The 14,462-nt window shown below is 46.4% G+C and carries 20 protein-coding genes; 2 read left to right on the top strand and 18 right to left on the bottom strand.

What is annotated here, in order from left to right; genetic code table 11:
- From JCM11969_RS14010 to JCM11969_RS14000, 3 genes are all read right to left on the bottom strand, one after another.
- Nucleotides 1-465 (bottom strand): alpha/beta hydrolase (locus tag JCM11969_RS14010; protein WP_162231482.1); only part of this gene is annotated, 465 nt, incomplete at its 3' end.
- Between the two features lie 70 nt (nucleotides 466-535).
- Entirely contained in the window at nucleotides 536-1,126 is a 591-nt protein-coding gene (locus tag JCM11969_RS14005) for a Crp/Fnr family transcriptional regulator (protein ID WP_054712120.1), read from the bottom strand.
- 254 nt (nucleotides 1,127-1,380) lie between these two features.
- Nucleotides 1,381-1,746, bottom strand: coding sequence for a MerR family transcriptional regulator (locus JCM11969_RS14000; RefSeq protein ID WP_054712119.1), 366 nt, complete (start codon nucleotides 1,744-1,746; stop codon nucleotides 1,381-1,383).
- A gap of 285 nt (nucleotides 1,747-2,031) precedes the next feature.
- On the opposite strand from JCM11969_RS14000, the gene JCM11969_RS13995 reads away from it, so the two are divergent.
- Complete coding sequence (locus JCM11969_RS13995) at nucleotides 2,032-2,709, top strand: SDR family NAD(P)-dependent oxidoreductase (RefSeq protein ID WP_054712121.1); 678 nt, start codon at nucleotides 2,032-2,034, stop codon at nucleotides 2,707-2,709.
- 77 nt (nucleotides 2,710-2,786) lie between these two features.
- On the opposite strand, the gene JCM11969_RS13990 is transcribed toward JCM11969_RS13995, so the two are convergent.
- From JCM11969_RS13990 to JCM11969_RS19345, 15 genes are all read right to left on the bottom strand, one after another.
- Nucleotides 2,787-3,452: a plasmid pRiA4b ORF-3 family protein gene (locus tag JCM11969_RS13990; protein WP_054712118.1), complete on the bottom strand. Its 666-nt coding sequence runs from the start codon at nucleotides 3,450-3,452 to the stop codon at nucleotides 2,787-2,789.
- Nucleotides 3,453-3,913: 461 nt separating this feature from the next.
- Nucleotides 3,914-5,395, bottom strand: a complete 1,482-nt coding sequence (locus JCM11969_RS13985; protein WP_054712116.1) for a DUF5776 domain-containing protein — start codon at nucleotides 5,393-5,395, stop codon at nucleotides 3,914-3,916.
- Complete coding sequence (locus JCM11969_RS17875; RefSeq protein WP_156319380.1) at nucleotides 5,392-5,544, bottom strand: hypothetical protein; 153 nt, start codon at nucleotides 5,542-5,544, stop codon at nucleotides 5,392-5,394. The genes JCM11969_RS13985 and JCM11969_RS17875 overlap by 4 nt, the downstream gene beginning before the upstream one ends.
- A gap of 575 nt (nucleotides 5,545-6,119) precedes the next feature.
- On the bottom strand, nucleotides 6,120-7,748 hold the full coding sequence (locus JCM11969_RS13980) for a DUF5776 domain-containing protein (RefSeq protein ID WP_054712114.1): 1,629 nt from the start codon (nucleotides 7,746-7,748) through the stop codon (nucleotides 6,120-6,122).
- A gap of 223 nt (nucleotides 7,749-7,971) precedes the next feature.
- Nucleotides 7,972-8,442, bottom strand: a complete 471-nt coding sequence (locus tag JCM11969_RS13975) for a hypothetical protein (protein WP_054712113.1) — start codon at nucleotides 8,440-8,442, stop codon at nucleotides 7,972-7,974.
- Between the two features lie 139 nt (nucleotides 8,443-8,581).
- Nucleotides 8,582-9,307 (bottom strand): TatD family hydrolase, encoded by a 726-nt coding sequence (locus JCM11969_RS13970; RefSeq protein ID WP_054712111.1) that lies wholly within the window; start codon nucleotides 9,305-9,307, stop codon nucleotides 8,582-8,584.
- Nucleotides 9,308-9,832: a 2-hydroxyacid dehydrogenase gene (locus JCM11969_RS19355; RefSeq protein WP_263850079.1), complete on the bottom strand. Its 525-nt coding sequence runs from the start codon at nucleotides 9,830-9,832 to the stop codon at nucleotides 9,308-9,310.
- 11 nt (nucleotides 9,833-9,843) lie between these two features.
- Entirely contained in the window at nucleotides 9,844-10,254 is a 411-nt protein-coding gene (locus JCM11969_RS19350; protein WP_225353324.1) for a Rossmann-fold NAD(P)-binding domain-containing protein, read from the bottom strand.
- An 11-nt stretch (nucleotides 10,255-10,265) separates the two neighbouring features.
- Complete coding sequence (locus JCM11969_RS17265; protein ID WP_082409389.1) at nucleotides 10,266-10,430, bottom strand: UPF0158 family protein; 165 nt, start codon at nucleotides 10,428-10,430, stop codon at nucleotides 10,266-10,268.
- Nucleotides 10,427-10,588: a hypothetical protein gene (locus JCM11969_RS17870; protein WP_156319379.1), complete on the bottom strand. Its 162-nt coding sequence runs from the start codon at nucleotides 10,586-10,588 to the stop codon at nucleotides 10,427-10,429. Before JCM11969_RS17870 ends, JCM11969_RS17265 begins: the two co-directional genes overlap by 4 nt.
- Nucleotides 10,589-10,761: 173 nt before the next feature.
- Complete coding sequence (locus JCM11969_RS13960; RefSeq protein ID WP_054712109.1) at nucleotides 10,762-11,169, bottom strand: UPF0158 family protein; 408 nt, start codon at nucleotides 11,167-11,169, stop codon at nucleotides 10,762-10,764.
- A gap of 145 nt (nucleotides 11,170-11,314) precedes the next feature.
- Complete coding sequence (locus JCM11969_RS17865; protein ID WP_156319378.1) at nucleotides 11,315-11,719, bottom strand: hypothetical protein; 405 nt, start codon at nucleotides 11,717-11,719, stop codon at nucleotides 11,315-11,317.
- On the bottom strand, nucleotides 11,692-12,675 hold the full coding sequence (locus tag JCM11969_RS13955; RefSeq protein ID WP_156319377.1) for an MATE family efflux transporter: 984 nt from the start codon (nucleotides 12,673-12,675) through the stop codon (nucleotides 11,692-11,694). Before JCM11969_RS13955 ends, JCM11969_RS17865 begins: the two co-directional genes overlap by 28 nt.
- A gap of 61 nt (nucleotides 12,676-12,736) precedes the next feature.
- Nucleotides 12,737-13,342 (bottom strand): helix-turn-helix transcriptional regulator, encoded by a 606-nt coding sequence (locus JCM11969_RS13950; RefSeq protein ID WP_225353323.1) that lies wholly within the window; start codon nucleotides 13,340-13,342, stop codon nucleotides 12,737-12,739.
- On the bottom strand, nucleotides 13,342-13,638 hold the full coding sequence (locus JCM11969_RS19345) for a helix-turn-helix transcriptional regulator (RefSeq protein WP_225353322.1): 297 nt from the start codon (nucleotides 13,636-13,638) through the stop codon (nucleotides 13,342-13,344). The genes JCM11969_RS13950 and JCM11969_RS19345 overlap by 1 nt, the downstream gene beginning before the upstream one ends.
- Before the next feature lie 177 nt (nucleotides 13,639-13,815).
- Here JCM11969_RS19345 and JCM11969_RS13945 point away from each other — a divergent pair, with 177 nt between their 5' ends.
- Nucleotides 13,816-14,271, top strand: a complete 456-nt coding sequence (locus JCM11969_RS13945; protein WP_054712107.1) for a hypothetical protein — start codon at nucleotides 13,816-13,818, stop codon at nucleotides 14,269-14,271.
- The last annotated feature ends 191 nt before the right edge of the window (nucleotides 14,272-14,462 follow it).

Raw genomic sequence — 14,462 nt, 5'->3', positions numbered from 1 at the left:
GGTCATCCCGATGATGCCGGCGACTTTCTTGTTCCGTGCAGCCACGTGGTAGGTTTCCATCCCACCGGCTGAGAACCCATAGAGGAAAATTGGCCGGTCATCCTTGGCAAGTTCAGCATCAATGAGGTCGCTGCCGCACTGTACCCAGTCGTCATATGAAATGATCGTGTGGGGTGCCACATCTGTCACGCCATAGGTTGGCATGTCCACCGCAATCGTTTCGTAACCGTCTTGTGCCAGTGGCCCGCCAACGATCATGGAAATTTGGCGGCCGTTGGTGCCGACGCCGTGGAACTCAATGATCTTGGCTTTAGCGTCTGGGTTGCGGAAGGTATCCAAGTGCACCTGGTTGCCGTGCCAGTTCCAGTTTTCTTCTGCTGGTTTGTAGTTGTCGGTGTAGTGGTATTGTTCTGGTAAGAAAGATTGAACGTCGCGCCATGCTTGTTGGTTTTCGTAAGTTGTCATTGTAATGACCTCCTGTATTTGTGTATGACTATAATTTAACAGGGAATTGACGATACCGCGTTGACCTATGTTAACTGTTCGCCATCTTTTTGCGAATTCGACTTAAAGATTCTTTTTTAATCCCGATATACGAGGCAATTTGATTCTGTGGTAATCGTTTTTCTGCGCTGCCAAATCGTTCCTGAAAGGCTTCGTAGCGCTGTTGGGCGGTTAAACTTTGGAAGGCGTGTTCGCGACTCATTTTGTACCGCAACGTTTCTTCCAACATAAAGATATAAAGTTGCGTCAGGTCTTTATGTTGAAACAAAACGGGTTTCATCGTGGTCACTTCAAACCGCAAGCAGCGCAGGTCTTCAACGGCGTCAAAGGCTTCGGTTCGCAGATCAGAGAACAAGCCCTCACCGTCTAAAAAATCACCTTCAAGAAAGAAGTTTTTCGTGACGTTGTTACCATCTTCGTCGAGATAGTAGCTGCGCGCCACGCCATCAGTAATGAAATAAACGTACTGACTTGGCTGATCGATATCCAGAACCATACTATTTTTAGGAAAATAGGCCTGGTCGGCAATTGTTGCTAGCTGGTGAATCCCCACCGCCGACACGTTCGCCTGATACTGTGTCAGATAATCGGTGAGGATGCGTTCCTTCGTTGCAATGTCCATCTTATCGTCCCCTCATTCGTTGTGTCTTAATGATTAAAGTCTAGCATTTTTAAGTGAAAATCAACAACAAAACGCCGTTATATCAACACTTATCGACATAACGGCGGTTATTTTAATGTGCGTGAAACAAACGACGCCGTTAAATTCTGGCGGACTAGTCATCAGCATCGTGCGCTTCAGAGATAAATCTCTGGCCGACCCACATCTCTAACGCGGGTAATTGACTGTTTCATATGAAACATTTTGTTGAACGATTACAAATAATCAGCATATCCCGCTTTGTAATTACTAATTTTATGATCAATTTGTGCCACTTGTTCCTGGGCAGCTGCTATCTGATTTAGAGCCGCCTGACGCTGCTTTTTCAAAATTTCAATGCGTTGCGGGACCGTTTCAGGCCCCGCATCGATCAGTTCACGATACGTCCGAAGTTGACTCACCGACATGCCCGTTTGTCGCAGATAGCTCACAAACAAGAGCCAGTGCAGGGCTTCATCATCGTAAACTCGGTTACCACTCACATTACGCTGGGCTTCGGGTAAAACGCCCTTCTGTTCATAAAACCGAATTGTGCCAATCGCAACACCGGTTTGTTTGGCGAGTTCACCAATTAAAATCATTTTTTTGGGCCCCCTTTACTTGACCTATAGTAACTGTAGATGGGTAGAATGACAATAGAGTATGAAGGAAAACGGGTTGAGGGCGGAGCATAAGTAACTCTGGCAGAAATGCCTGAACTTGGGCATTTTTGCCAGAGTTGCTTATGCAGTAGCCCTCAGTTTTCCGAAACGCGTTTCCGCAATGTTGCCTAAAAGAGGTTGAAACCATTATATCCTCATAATAATAGAAAAAAGGAAGTCATCATTTTGACAAAAATCACCTTAGTAACGGGTGCCGATCGCGGCATGGGACTTGAAATCGTCAAAGAACTAGCAGCTGCCGGTCAGCATGTGCTCCTCGGGACGCGAAACATAGCTCGTGGGCAAGCCGCCATCACTCAGCTTGGTGCCGCAAACGTGGATCCTATCCAGCTTGATGTTGCTGACGACAACAGTGTCCAAGCTGCCGCAACACAAATTAAAGACCAGTGTGGCCGTTTAGACTGCCTCATTAACAATGCCGGTATCGCTTTGGACAATTATGAAGCACCGTCCACGATTCCGGTCGCAACAATTCGTAAGGACTTCGATGTGAACTTTTTTGGCCTCATCACTGTGACCCAGGCGATGTTACCCTTACTGAAACTGGCACCATCCGCCAAAATCATTAACGTCTCAAGCGCAGTAGGATCTCTGACGCTAGCTTCCGATGCCACCACCAGCATTTACCAACACAGCGCCGTGGGCTACCAGGCTTCAAAGACTGCGGTTAACATGTTTACCGTCGACCTCGCAAACGAACTCAGCGACACGACTGTTACGGTTAATGCCGTCAATCCAGGATGGGTCGACACAAGCTTTGCGGGCGGCGGTGGCGACAAGACCGTTCAGGAGGGTGTAGCGCGGACTGTTGAGCTGGCATTACTGGCGACCAATGATATTACTGGCACTTTCTCGGATACTCAGGGTATTGTCCCTTGGTAAATCAAAATAGTGCTTCATGAAAAGAAGAGCTGTACCATAACAGACACACGTTATGGTACAGCTCTTTCAATTAAACACTACCGTTCATATCTTCGTTTCATGTCATCAACATAATCCAAAACTGCATTCAAAACACGTCGCAAAGAAATGTCCATTGTTAGATCAGCTAACGATATGTTATTCATTTGCAGCCAGCCTTTGATATCCTCATACTCGTCATCATCAGGATTTCGTAAGACTTCAATCATGTGTGCAAGGCCATAAACGCCACCGGCATCTTCCACGATACCGAACCCTTTACAATCCAATACCCGTGGCAAATAAAGTTTATCGCTTGGCAGTCGCTTAATGACTTCAATTTTAACTTGCCAACTATCGCCAAAGTCATAAGTAAAGTCTAACGTATCCGTATCTGCAAAGACTTTCGTTAGGGTATAATCGCGAACATCGAGACCATCAATACCTGCATCATCCATTGGCAACTCATAACGTTTAATCGTTGTATCTTCGAATGATTCACCGCGGCCAGGCAGTAACTGTCTTGGCTTATCAGGATCTTTATGAAAAGTCTGGGTGAAGTTATAGAGGTGACTCCCCTGCATTCTAAAGATGATCATGATAGCATATGCCAGATCATTTAAGTGCATGCTGCTTTTAACGCGCATCCGACGCCATACTTCCGGCTGAGCGTCGTCTAGTGTTAGGCGCAGTTCAAACACTCGTCTTGGGGCTTTTTTTGCCATGATACTTGCTCCTCTCGTGGTGCTATTTTGTTTTATATTACCTTACTTCGGGTGAATTGGATATGCTTTTATACTACATTGAAAGCTAAAAAGCGGAATTACAGGTTTCACATGAAACATTTTGGCGTAAATTTTTTCTCTCCTATATGGCGTAACACGCGAAGCAAGGCACGGGGCTAACGTGTAACGGACTTTGACCAAAAAGTCAGGCCCGGACTTTTCGGTCAGTGACTTTCTCTTCTATATAGTGGAAACGCGCTCAGCAAGGCGCGGGGCTAACGTGTAACGGCGGCGGACCAAAAAGTCAGACCCGGACTTTTCGGTCCGCCGCCGTTACACACCGCCCCTAACCCGCCTTGCTTCGCGCTCTACAAAAAAAGAAGCCCAGGCAATGCCCCCAGGCTTCTCAGTTCGTATGCAATAAAATTAGTCTTACATATCCACTCCCCGATGGAATGGCACTATTTCATAATCACGTAAGTCTTGTTACCGCTGATATAACGGCCGTTGGTCAGTTGGAAACGTGAAGCTAACTTGTACTTCACAACCTTCTTGACCTTCAAAACAGTACCCTTCTTGTAATGCGTCAATTTCTTACCAGAAAGACTGCTGTTGCCGTAACTGTTGATACCAGTGCTAGTAATCACGCGAACGGCTTTCGACTTTGGCACACTGAAGTAGTAAGCCAAGGCCGTGTAACCTGATTTTGCGGTGATGTAACCCTTACGACTCTTGTGGTAGTAATCGTGAACCCGGTAACGCAATGCACCGTTTGATGACTTTGTGTAGCCGTCAACGATGAAGATTGGACGCTTTGTCCGAATCTGTTTTGCATAGTGGTAAGTCCGAGCAGACTTAGTAAAGGTGGTCTTGTTGTACATGTACAGACCCTTAAGCGCATAAATGGCGCGACCCTTCTTAGCCACCGTTTGGCCATCGATCACAGTGTTAGGAGAAGTTGATGTATCAACATCAGACCCAGTTGATGAGTTGCCGGAACCATTGTTGGTCCCAGTAGATGACCCGCCGTTACCGTTGTTGTCGCTAGGACGTTGGGTAACAGTCAAAGTAACTGTCTTAGGCAGGTAGCCGTCACGAGTCAACTCAACGGTGTAAGTCCCTGGTTGCGCCGTTGGGTTGGTAACCGTGTTGCCGTTAGCATCCGTTACCTTACCGATTTTAGCATCGGTTGGGTCGGCGCCAAAGGTTGCGGCGTTTACCGTATCACCAGTTTGAACAGTAGCGGTATCCTTAGTCGTTGTGATGGCCGTGATGTCGTAAGTCGTCAACAGCAGGTTGTGGTTCATGTCACCTGTTGTTGGAACACCGGTAAATGTGCCTTCCTTGTAACTGTACATTGCACCGAAGATGATCGTAAAGTCGCTGTCAGGTGCGGTTGCCACTTGGTTAGCCTTGATCGAATTGTCACCCTTTGACGCAACAACTGGCAAGTTAAACGTTGCCGTAGCGCCGGCCTTGATGGTGAAATCAAGTTGCAACCGAACGATGTTAGCTTGATCTGCTGCTGAAAAGTCAGACAATTGATGACCGTAGTCAATACCGCCATCCGTCGTCAGCCCATATTGAGCTGAAACGTTTGAGACAGCATCATTCGCTGTCATATAGTGGTCGATCGATTGAACACTGCCGATCGTTGAGCCATACCGCAGTTTAGCGCCGTTATACCCGGTAATGTCCTTGTCGCAAAATGACGTAAAGTAGCGTCCTGATAACGTTTGATCCGTCGTGTTCGTGATTTGAACAACGTAGGTCAAGTTCTTCTCGCCGCCATTGACGTTAACGGCTGAACGGTTCTTCGTATTCCCCTGTAACACGTTTTGTCCTACTAGACTGACGTCACTTGTGTCGGTAGGATCCTCGAAGAACCCTTTCCAAGTTAAGCCGCCAGTTTGTGGATCCTTGTCATTTGACCCAGAATTCACAAATTTGCTTGTGTCGCTGCATCAGTCGAGTCAGCTTTAACGGATCCCCCGATACCATTTAAGCTAAACCCAAATGTAATGGCCGCCAAACCAATCACAAGCCCTGTTTTCAGCTTGGATCGATGACGCGTCATTGTGTTGGTCCCCATAGTAATACCTCCAAAAATATAATCTTTTAATAAGATTGCCTATAACCTTATTACCCTTATTGTATCATTTTGCGACATATTTTCCTAATTTTGTAGCAAAAATAAGCAGTAATGGCTTGATTCGTCTGCTACACAACAGTTACCATTATGTGTTGCTTATTGTATAACTCAATATGAGTAATGGCATCGCTTCAAACCCAGGTAAATGTGGGTTAAATGTGGCACAATTTTAAACATAATCGCGTCAATATTTATTGTGAGATTAAAAAACGAGGCTGAGAAATGATATTATTTCTCAGTCTCGTTTTTAGTTTGTGTGGTTAGTGTACGATTGGCGTTGCCTTCTTGGCTACCGTGCCGTAACGAGTTCCGCAAGGCAGAGGGCTACTGTGTAAGCAACTCTGGCACAAATCCCAAGTTCGGGGATTTCTGCCTTATGCCTTCTTGGCCACCGTGCCGTAACGAGTTCCGCAAGGCAAGGGGCGGCCATGTAAGGGACTCTGGCAAAAATGCCAAGTTCAGGCATTTCTGCCAGAGTCCCTTACATTCTGCCCCTTAAACGCCTTGCTCCACTCTCATTTAAACATCACAAACCGCTTATTCCCGCTCACATAACGACCGTTCGTCAATTCAAAGCGTGATGCTAACTTGTACTTCACAACCTTCTTCACCTTCAGCACTGTCCCCTTCTTGTAGTGCTTAACGGTCTTACCAGAGAGGCTGCTATTCTTGTAACTGTTCACACCACCAGCAGTGATCACGCTGACAGCCTTAGACTTCGGAATACTGAAGTAGTAAGCCAATCTTGTGTAACTGCTGTTTGCGGTGATGTAACCCTTACGACTCTTCTTATAGTAGTCGTGGACCCGGTAACGCAGTGTCCCGTTTGAAGACTTCGCATACCCATCAACAATGAACATTGGGCGCTTTGTCCGAACTTGTTTTGCGTAATGGTATTCACGACCTGAAGTTGTAAAGGTTGCCTTCTTGTACATGTAAAGACCCTTCATGGCATAAATGGCACGGCCCTTGTTGGCAACGGTCTGGCCGCTCACAACTGTATCTGGAGAAGTCGACGTTGTCACATCAGATGTGCCCGTCGTTGTCCCAGTTGAGGTACTCGTACCAGTCGTGGTGATTGATGAGCCGCCACCGTTGTTTGCTGGTGCGTTATTAACCGTCAACGTAACGGTCGTTGGCAGATAACCCGCACGTGTCAATTGAACCTTGTAAGTCCCTGCTTGAGCAGTTGGGTTCGTGACCGTGTTGCCATTCGCATCCGTCACAGTTCCGATCTTAGCATCAGTTGGATCAGCCCCAAAGGTTGCGGCGTTGATGGTGTCGCCAACTTGCACCGTTGCATTATTTTGCTTAGTGGTGATGGCTGTGATGTTGTATGCTGCTAAGGATAAATCATGGTTAAAACTATTATCATTAGCCATTGGCGTTGACGTGCCAGCTTGATTATTCGTCATAGAACCGATAATAGTGGTAAAGTCCTCGATTGGTGCTGTAGCGACTTCATCGGCCTGAATCAAGTTAGCGCCAGCCGTCGCGTTCACTGGGAACGAGATATCCAATGTTGCGCCTGGTTGAGCGGTGAATTTCAATTGCGTTCTGGCAACATCTTCTTTATCTGCAGCCGTCAGAGAATCTAATGTCCGCGCGTAACCAACCGTTGGGTAGTCGGTAAGTGAATCCGACGGTAACCCAAATGTTTGTGTTAAGTCTGAGATGCCAGTAGAAGACGTGACATAGTTGCTGATGCCATCAAACCCCTTTGTATGATCAGCTGACCCATAGCGAACGATAGCCCCTTTATAGCCATTGCTATCATCGGCTTCGTTCATATCCAGCTGGAACACACCGGATACAGCCACCGAAGCAGTGTTCTTAATGCTCAAGTCATACATGAGGTTAGTCGGACCATTTTTAACATTCACTGCCGACCGGTTCTGATAATCATAACCACCATTTAAACTAACGTCACTCGAATTCGTGGCATCTGCCAAATGACTCGTCCACTGTAAATTGTTTGCCGTGTCAGTAAAAGTTGACCCTGAATTCACGAAATTTGCCTGCGTTGATTGATCTGCTTTTGCGGATCCCCCGATACCGCTGAAGACAAACCCAAAAGTAATGGCTGCCAGCCCGAGCACAAGTTGTTTCTTGTGCTTGATCGGCGTCATTGTTTCTTTCCCCATAATAAAGCCTCCAAATAAATTTCATTTGATAGAATTGCCTAACATCCTATCTGCCTTCATTGTAGCATTTTGCGACAATTCTTCACTAAAATGTGGCAAAATCAATCATCTGGTTAGTAAATCGTCTACTACACAACTGGTAATAATTGGGTAATCTTATAAGCAAACGGTTTATTTTTAATATCGGCGGCCTAATGAAAATGCTGCTGTTACAGGTTTACCACTAGTTGCCAGGCTTAGTTTTATGCTGGTCACGCCACGTTTCAAAAACAATGCCTACCGCACAGACACAATAGACGATCACGTTTAACCAAAGCACCCAGATACCAGTTGTTAATAGTAAAAAGCCGCTCACAAAAACAAAGCCAAACGCCAGCCACTGCAAAATCAGCGTAATCGGATGATGCAACTGACTATTCTGGTGAATCGTCATGACCAGGGTCGTGACGCCAAGGCCCCAACTGATCAACGGCATCGTCAGAACCGGAATAAAGAAAATGAACCCGCCAAAGATCAAGAACCAGCCTGCAGCATCCCCCTGCATGTACGCTTGGGTTTGTTTAAGTGCCCAAAAACCAGCAAACCAGGTTAGGACAAATGCGCCGGCTGTACTTAAATTAAAGATCATCAGGTCTCTTGTTGGCTGCCCGATTTGATTCATGAACTGATTGTAGTGTCGATATCGTTTCCCCATGGTTCTCCTCCAAGTGATTTCTTCACTCATTATTACTTGGTTGAAACGGACATGCAATCGCAACTTTCCCCTAGCACAGGCAATTCTGCGACACTTTAGTGGACATAAAAAAGCGCCTCGACTTATCAAGGCACTGTTGTTAGTCACGATTTAAAAATTCAGTCAAATTCATCCCAATTTGTGTTTCAATCGAAGTCATCGTCATCCCGTGGCTAACGGCTAACTGGCGATAACTCTCTCGTAGTAGTGTTTCATAGTCATTCAGACTGACTGTTTCTTGATGCCTTGCCCACGCAATACTTGCGATGCCATCCGATTCCACAAAAAGACGGTCAACCGGCACTTTCAGCGCAAGGGCCATCACCGCGGGATCAGTGTCGAAGTCCGGGCCAATTGAAAAATAGACATTCGGTAGTGCCAGATAGGCCTCTTGATAATCCGGTGACGAATACCAGTGCACCAAGATATGCAAATCTGGGTACTGCTGGATAATTTTCAGCACCTCAGCCTCACATCCCTTGGTATGAATAATCACTGGTTTATGCATGCTCTGTGCTAGCGACAGCTGCTTCAAAAATACCGGTCGCTGAACCCCCAACGGCACCGTTGTCCATACCCGATCCAACCCGATTTCGCCAATCACTGGTGCTGACGATAAAAACTGGTAGAGCGCCTCATCCGTTATCGATTGATCCGCATGCCAAGGATGAATGCCGCAGCTCAACCGTTGTCCGTCTCCAGCATATTGCTGATTAAACGCAAATTCTTCAGGGCTATCGCAGTTCAGGATCGAATGAATGTGGTGTGCGTGTTGAAACCTGATAAACGCAGCGTTATGTTCAGCATGACAGTGGACATCGATCATTTAAATCACCCGGTTGATTGGTTTGCCATCAAGAAATGCCGTCACGTTATCGTTGATGATCTGCAGCAATCGTTGCCGTGTCTCCAGACCGCGCCAGCCAATGTGCGGTGTCACGATCACGTTTGGCAGCTGAAATAGCGGGCTGTCATCCGGCAACGGTTCAACCTCCTGGACATCTAGCCCAGCACCAGCAATTTCGTGTTGCTGCAGCGCGGTGATCAGCACATCCTGGTCGATCAATCCGCCACGAGCGGTGTTGATGAGGAACGCAGTCGGCTTCATTGTCTTAAGTAACCGTTCGTTCACCATATGATGGGTCGCCTCAGTTAGCGGCAAGTTCAGTGAAACGACATCACTCGTCGCAAATAACTCAGCTTGCGTTGTAAAGTGGATGCCGTCCCGATCATCACGAGGCGTCCGCGTTGCCACCAAGATCTTCATCTGCATGGCCTGCGCCACTTTAATAATCGCCTGACCAATATGGCCGAAGCCAACCACCCCGAGCGTTTTCCCGTTGAGTTCCACGTGGTTGACCATCAAGTGTTTATCGAAATTATCATGGTTGCCGGTCGCAGCATGCGGATCTGTTCCTGCATCGTGCTGGCGAGGTTCAACATCAACATGATGGCCGTCTGGGCGACGCGTTGCGTACTGTAGGCCGGAATGTTGGTCAGCATGATGCCCTTTTCCTGCAACGCCTCAGCATCGTAGTTGTTATAGCCGGTTCCAGCCTCACAGACCATCTTCACGCTCGTCGGAAACTGGCGCAGAATATCGCCCGGCATCGGCATTTCTTTGGTCACCACGACCGTTGCGCCAGTAACCCAGTCCAGAATCTTATCCTCAGGTGTTGTGTCATACACCACAACGTCACCTGGTAACATCTGCCGGTTGATCCGGTTATCGTAATTGACAACGGCGCCGTTTAGAATCACTATTTTTGGCATGTGTTCACGTCCTATTCTTTCGACTCGTCGTATGGAATGTCGTAAAAGCGAAGCCAGTCGATTGCCTGTTCCGTCAACGCATCCCAACGATAGTCATACCATTTTTGTTCGAGGCCAAAGCGCGCAATTGTTTCTCTGAAGGACCGAAACGCACCGCGACCGTGAATGGCTATCACGAGTTGATCTTTCTGGTCACCCGTTGCAGACTATCAACGAACATCTCCATAATATGATAATCATTAATCTCAAAGCGGTCGGGTAACGCCAGGTAGTCTTCAAAATGCTTATAAATCTCATCTACGCCATTCTCATCAAAGTCATCATCGGAAAGCATCCCATCACTTGAGTCAATGCGTTCTTTTAGTTCACCAGTCTTCTTATTGTAAAAGTCGTCACATCATCCGTGGCATCAAATGCATTCACCACATCGTTTAATTTTAGCGTCATTTTTAAAATCCCCTTTTACTGGCAATTATAATCCAGTTAAAGGGGATTTGTGAGCAGAACCTATTCTTCATATTCAATGTGGTTATCATTGCACCAATCTATGGCAATTTGGCGGTAAGCGTCATCTTTAAACGTATACCATTTATCTGTGATGCCAAATCGGTCAAGTGTGGCACGAAAACTTCGAAAAGCACCTCGGCCGCGAATACTGTTTGCAAGATCGGTCTGTTGGTCGCCAGCCGGTAAACTATTAATGAAATCACGCATGATGCTGTAATCATCAATATCAAATGGTCCCGGAAGCTCAATGTATTGATCGGGGTTCTCGTCAAGCTCCTCGTATTCAAGGTCGCCATCGAATTCTGAGCTGGCGTACTGAATTTCGCCCGTTTTGGTATTGTAATAGTAGCTGCCATCGTCACTGGCAAATGTAAGTGCTTCAAGAACTGCGTCAAGTTTAACTTTCATCGCACTAATACTCCTTTTTGAGATAAGTATATCGCACCGTAAATTAAATGGGAACGTCGAGGCTTGGTGTCTCTGAATTTCAGGTCCGAAATAAACCCATAGATGCCCGCCATTATTAGCAATTGCTAGCAGTTTAGCCTTGACGTTACACGCCTACCCGTTTTTGCTGAAGTAAAGGCGGAATCACTCGGAAAAATGCCCCGATTGAAATAACCGACGCAACGACGTCACAAATGGGTTGTGCTGCAAATGCCGCTGCCGGATAAAACAGAATCGGTAAGACTAACACACCCACCAAATATAACCCCTTGCGAATCAACGAACAAATGAGTGCCATCCGCATCTGTTCCATTGCGATACCCATGTCTGTCACGGTCCACTGGGCAGCCATACATAAAACACCCGCGGCATATAGTCGGATATACGGTACAGCATGCCGCACGAGTGTCGCATCAGCAGTAAACAAATGGACAAAGTAAGGTGTGGCAAAGAAACTCACCAAAAACATCACGCTACAAAATCCTAGGCAGACAAAATAGACCGACCACAACGCCGATTTAACGCGCTGATAGTGTTTGGCGCACCCAAGTTAAAACTGACGATGCCCTGGCTGCCCATTGTGATCCCGCTCAGCGGCGACGTGATCAATAACATGTAACTTTGAATAATGGTCGCACACGAAATGAGCAGATCACCCTCGCCAGGGCCGCCAGTTCGTTGCAATGTCGCATTCAGCACAATCAGTAAGCCACTATCCAGCGCATACGTTAGAAATGGTGCCAGGCCCAGCATCATGATCTTTTTACACAATGTCGGATCAAAGCGTCCCCAGCGTAGTTGGACAGTGAGCTTCATGTGTCTTAAACAACTAAGGGCAAACACCGTCGACACGGCCTGTGATATCACAGTTGCGAGTGCCGCCCCTTCTACGCCTAGCTGTAGTTTAAAGATAAGTATCGGGTCCAATAAAATATTTAAAAGCGTGCCGGTTAAAACAGTCCCAACGCCTAGCCCAGAACGCCCTTGCGCGATCAAAAAGCTGTTCATCCCACCAGATAGCAGTGCAAATAGCGTCCCACAAAGATAGATCGTTAAAAACCGATCCGCATATGGATAGGTGGCCGAACTAGCCCCAAACCACCACAGTAGTTGTTTTCTAATCAGTAAAAAGATGACCGTTAACCCGATTCCCAGACCAATCAATAGTCGAAAACAATTTGCCATCACCGCTGCGGCCTGCCGCTGTTCATTAGCGCCTAACGCCATCGCCATAAGCGGTGTGCCACCCTGACCTATCAGATAGCAAAAAGCATATAAAACTGCAATAATTGGGCCACAGACACCCACGCCAGCAAGCGCATCATTACCGATCTCTGGAATGTGCCCAATAAACATCCGGTCAACAATGCTATATAGCACATTCACAAATTGTGCGAGCATCGTCGGAATGGCTAATCGGAGCACTAATGGTAAAACGGGGGCCCGGCCCAAATCATTTTTTCTCAAAACGCGTTATCCTCCTGATTTAAAATCAGAAGTACAGATAAAAATCAATCCAACTCAGTCGTTAGTCGTAACGGCTTAGCAGATCTTTGGCGGTCTCGATAAGGTGTTGCTTTGCTTCATCAGGTGCCAATACTTTAACCTGATCACCAAACGTCAACAACCATCGCACCAAGCTGTCCAAGTCACTATACTCACCGGTTAATAGCAATTGACCATCCGACTGCTCAGTAATTTGGTCAGCCCCAAATTCATCAAGCAGTCGCCACTTGACCTCGGGCTGAAAAAGCGCCCTCACAAAAACCTTGGTAGCAAACTGATCCGTTGAAATCTGCGGAACGCTCACTTGCCGTGGATTAAATTGTTGTTGGCTCAGTTCGAGTTGGGCCATTCGGTTCAGCTTGTACAATCGAAAAGCGCTGCGAGTCTCATTCCACGCCCACAGGTACCAATTTGACCACTTGAATATCAGATAGTAAGGCTCAACGGTGTTAACTGAGGAACCGGACTGAGACACGTACTGAAATTGCAGCTGATGGTGCGTCTCAATTGCCGATTGAATGCGTTCAATTGTAGGCGCCAATCGTTTTTTATACCAAGAAGAAAGATCAATCAGCATGTAGTCGCGACCACTCACAAAATCCGACGCACCGGCCTGGATCTTTTCCATCAGTTGCCGATAATAATGATTGCCACTAACGCTATCAAGCTGCGCAGACCAGCCAAAATTCCTTGCATATCACGCGACGTTAACAACGTGCGGTCCATGCGATACCCGTCGGCAATTGCGATGCCACCGCCCGTACCCTGCATTGTGTAAAGGGGAATACCTGCTTGAGATAGTGCCATCACATCGCGATTGATCGTTCGCCGTGATACTTCGAACTTTTCAGCTAATTCGGGTGCCGTCACTTTTTTCTCCTGCAACAGCACTGACAATATACCAATGAGTCGATCGATTTTCATATGAACTCCTTACTAGAATCAGGATAACAAGCGTAACATGACAACTGCCTGTCATGTTACGCTTAAAACGTGCTTAATCATAGAAAACATCATAAATACCCATCCTATTTCAACATCATTAGAAGGATAATCGAATCATACAATTACTAAAGTCAATTTTTTAGGGGGTATTTTCATATGTACCATCATCGAAATTTGCTAGTGATGCTTGCCAGTTTTGCTATCTTATTTGCTGGACTGGGCAGCATGGCTACCACGGCACACGCTGCAACTTGGCATAAGGGGACGCCGACTGCAATTAGGGGTACTTGGCGGACTAAGACATCTAAATCACTTAGGACATACATCCATGTCACTAGTACTAAATATAACTGTGACCAAATGTATGACACTAAAGAGCACGCCTACATTACCGATCCCTACCGCGTAACCAACGTTTATTACCACCATAAATCAGGTAGTCAGTACTATTACATCAAAGGTGCACATAATACCGAACCTGGAACGAAGCAGGTATATTACGTCATTCATAAAGTGGGTAATAAGCTACGCGAACATGAATATGGACAATCCGTTAAGGGCCATTATACAAAATTTAACGCTAAGTACGGGGCATGGTTCTACAAAATCTAATGAACGGCAGTTAAATACTAATATTGAAAGAGGCAGAAAATTTTAAATTCTGCCTCTTTTTTTAATCCCGATCAATTAATGTTTCACGTGAAACACCGAGTAACACTATCCTCAATCCATATCTTCCACCCTTTTAGCTAACGGTATCATCTCCCATTTTCGCTATTCTACGTCATTTAGGGTTAAATGAC

The organism is Secundilactobacillus paracollinoides DSM 15502 = JCM 11969 (genome assembly GCF_001311135.1).
Lineage (GTDB): Bacteria > Bacillota > Bacilli > Lactobacillales > Lactobacillaceae > Secundilactobacillus > Secundilactobacillus paracollinoides.
Note: the sequence above shows the minus strand (reverse complement) of the source record. Positions and strands in the feature narration are given on the sequence as shown.

Excerpts from the sequence above, each read along its gene's own strand:
- JCM11969_RS13950 (WP_225353323.1), bottom strand. The coding sequence starts at position 13,342 with ATGGAAAAGATCCAGGCCGGTGCGTCGGATTTTGTGAGTGGTCGCGAC.
- JCM11969_RS13970 (WP_054712111.1), bottom strand. The coding sequence starts at position 9,307 with ATGATCGATGTCCACTGTCATGCTGAACATAACGCTGCGTTTATCAGG.
- JCM11969_RS14000 (WP_054712119.1), bottom strand. The coding sequence starts at position 1,746 with ATGATTTTAATTGGTGAACTCGCCAAACAAACCGGTGTTGCGATTGGC.
- JCM11969_RS17870 (WP_156319379.1), bottom strand. The coding sequence starts at position 10,588 with ATGCTTTCCGATGATGACTTTGATGAGAATGGCGTAGATGAGATTTAT.
- JCM11969_RS13960 (WP_054712109.1), bottom strand. The coding sequence starts at position 11,169 with ATGAAAGTTAAACTTGACGCAGTTCTTGAAGCACTTACATTTGCCAGT.
- JCM11969_RS17875 (WP_156319380.1), bottom strand. The coding sequence starts at position 5,544 with ATGGGGACCAACACAATGACGCGTCATCGATCCAAGCTGAAAACAGGG.
- JCM11969_RS13990 (WP_054712118.1), bottom strand. The coding sequence starts at position 3,452 with ATGGCAAAAAAAGCCCCAAGACGAGTGTTTGAACTGCGCCTAACACTA.
- JCM11969_RS13980 (WP_054712114.1), bottom strand. The coding sequence starts at position 7,748 with ATGGGGAAAGAAACAATGACGCCGATCAAGCACAAGAAACAACTTGTG.
- JCM11969_RS19345 (WP_225353322.1), bottom strand. The coding sequence starts at position 13,638 with ATGAAAATCGATCGACTCATTGGTATATTGTCAGTGCTGTTGCAGGAG.
- JCM11969_RS13945 (WP_054712107.1), top strand. The coding sequence starts at position 13,816 with ATGTACCATCATCGAAATTTGCTAGTGATGCTTGCCAGTTTTGCTATC.
- JCM11969_RS13995 (WP_054712121.1), top strand. The coding sequence starts at position 2,032 with ATGGGACTTGAAATCGTCAAAGAACTAGCAGCTGCCGGTCAGCATGTG.
- JCM11969_RS14005 (WP_054712120.1), bottom strand. The coding sequence starts at position 1,126 with ATGGACATTGCAACGAAGGAACGCATCCTCACCGATTATCTGACACAG.
- JCM11969_RS13975 (WP_054712113.1), bottom strand. The coding sequence starts at position 8,442 with ATGGGGAAACGATATCGACACTACAATCAGTTCATGAATCAAATCGGG.
- JCM11969_RS19350 (WP_225353324.1), bottom strand. The coding sequence starts at position 10,254 with ATGCCAAAAATAGTGATTCTAAACGGCGCCGTTGTCAATTACGATAAC.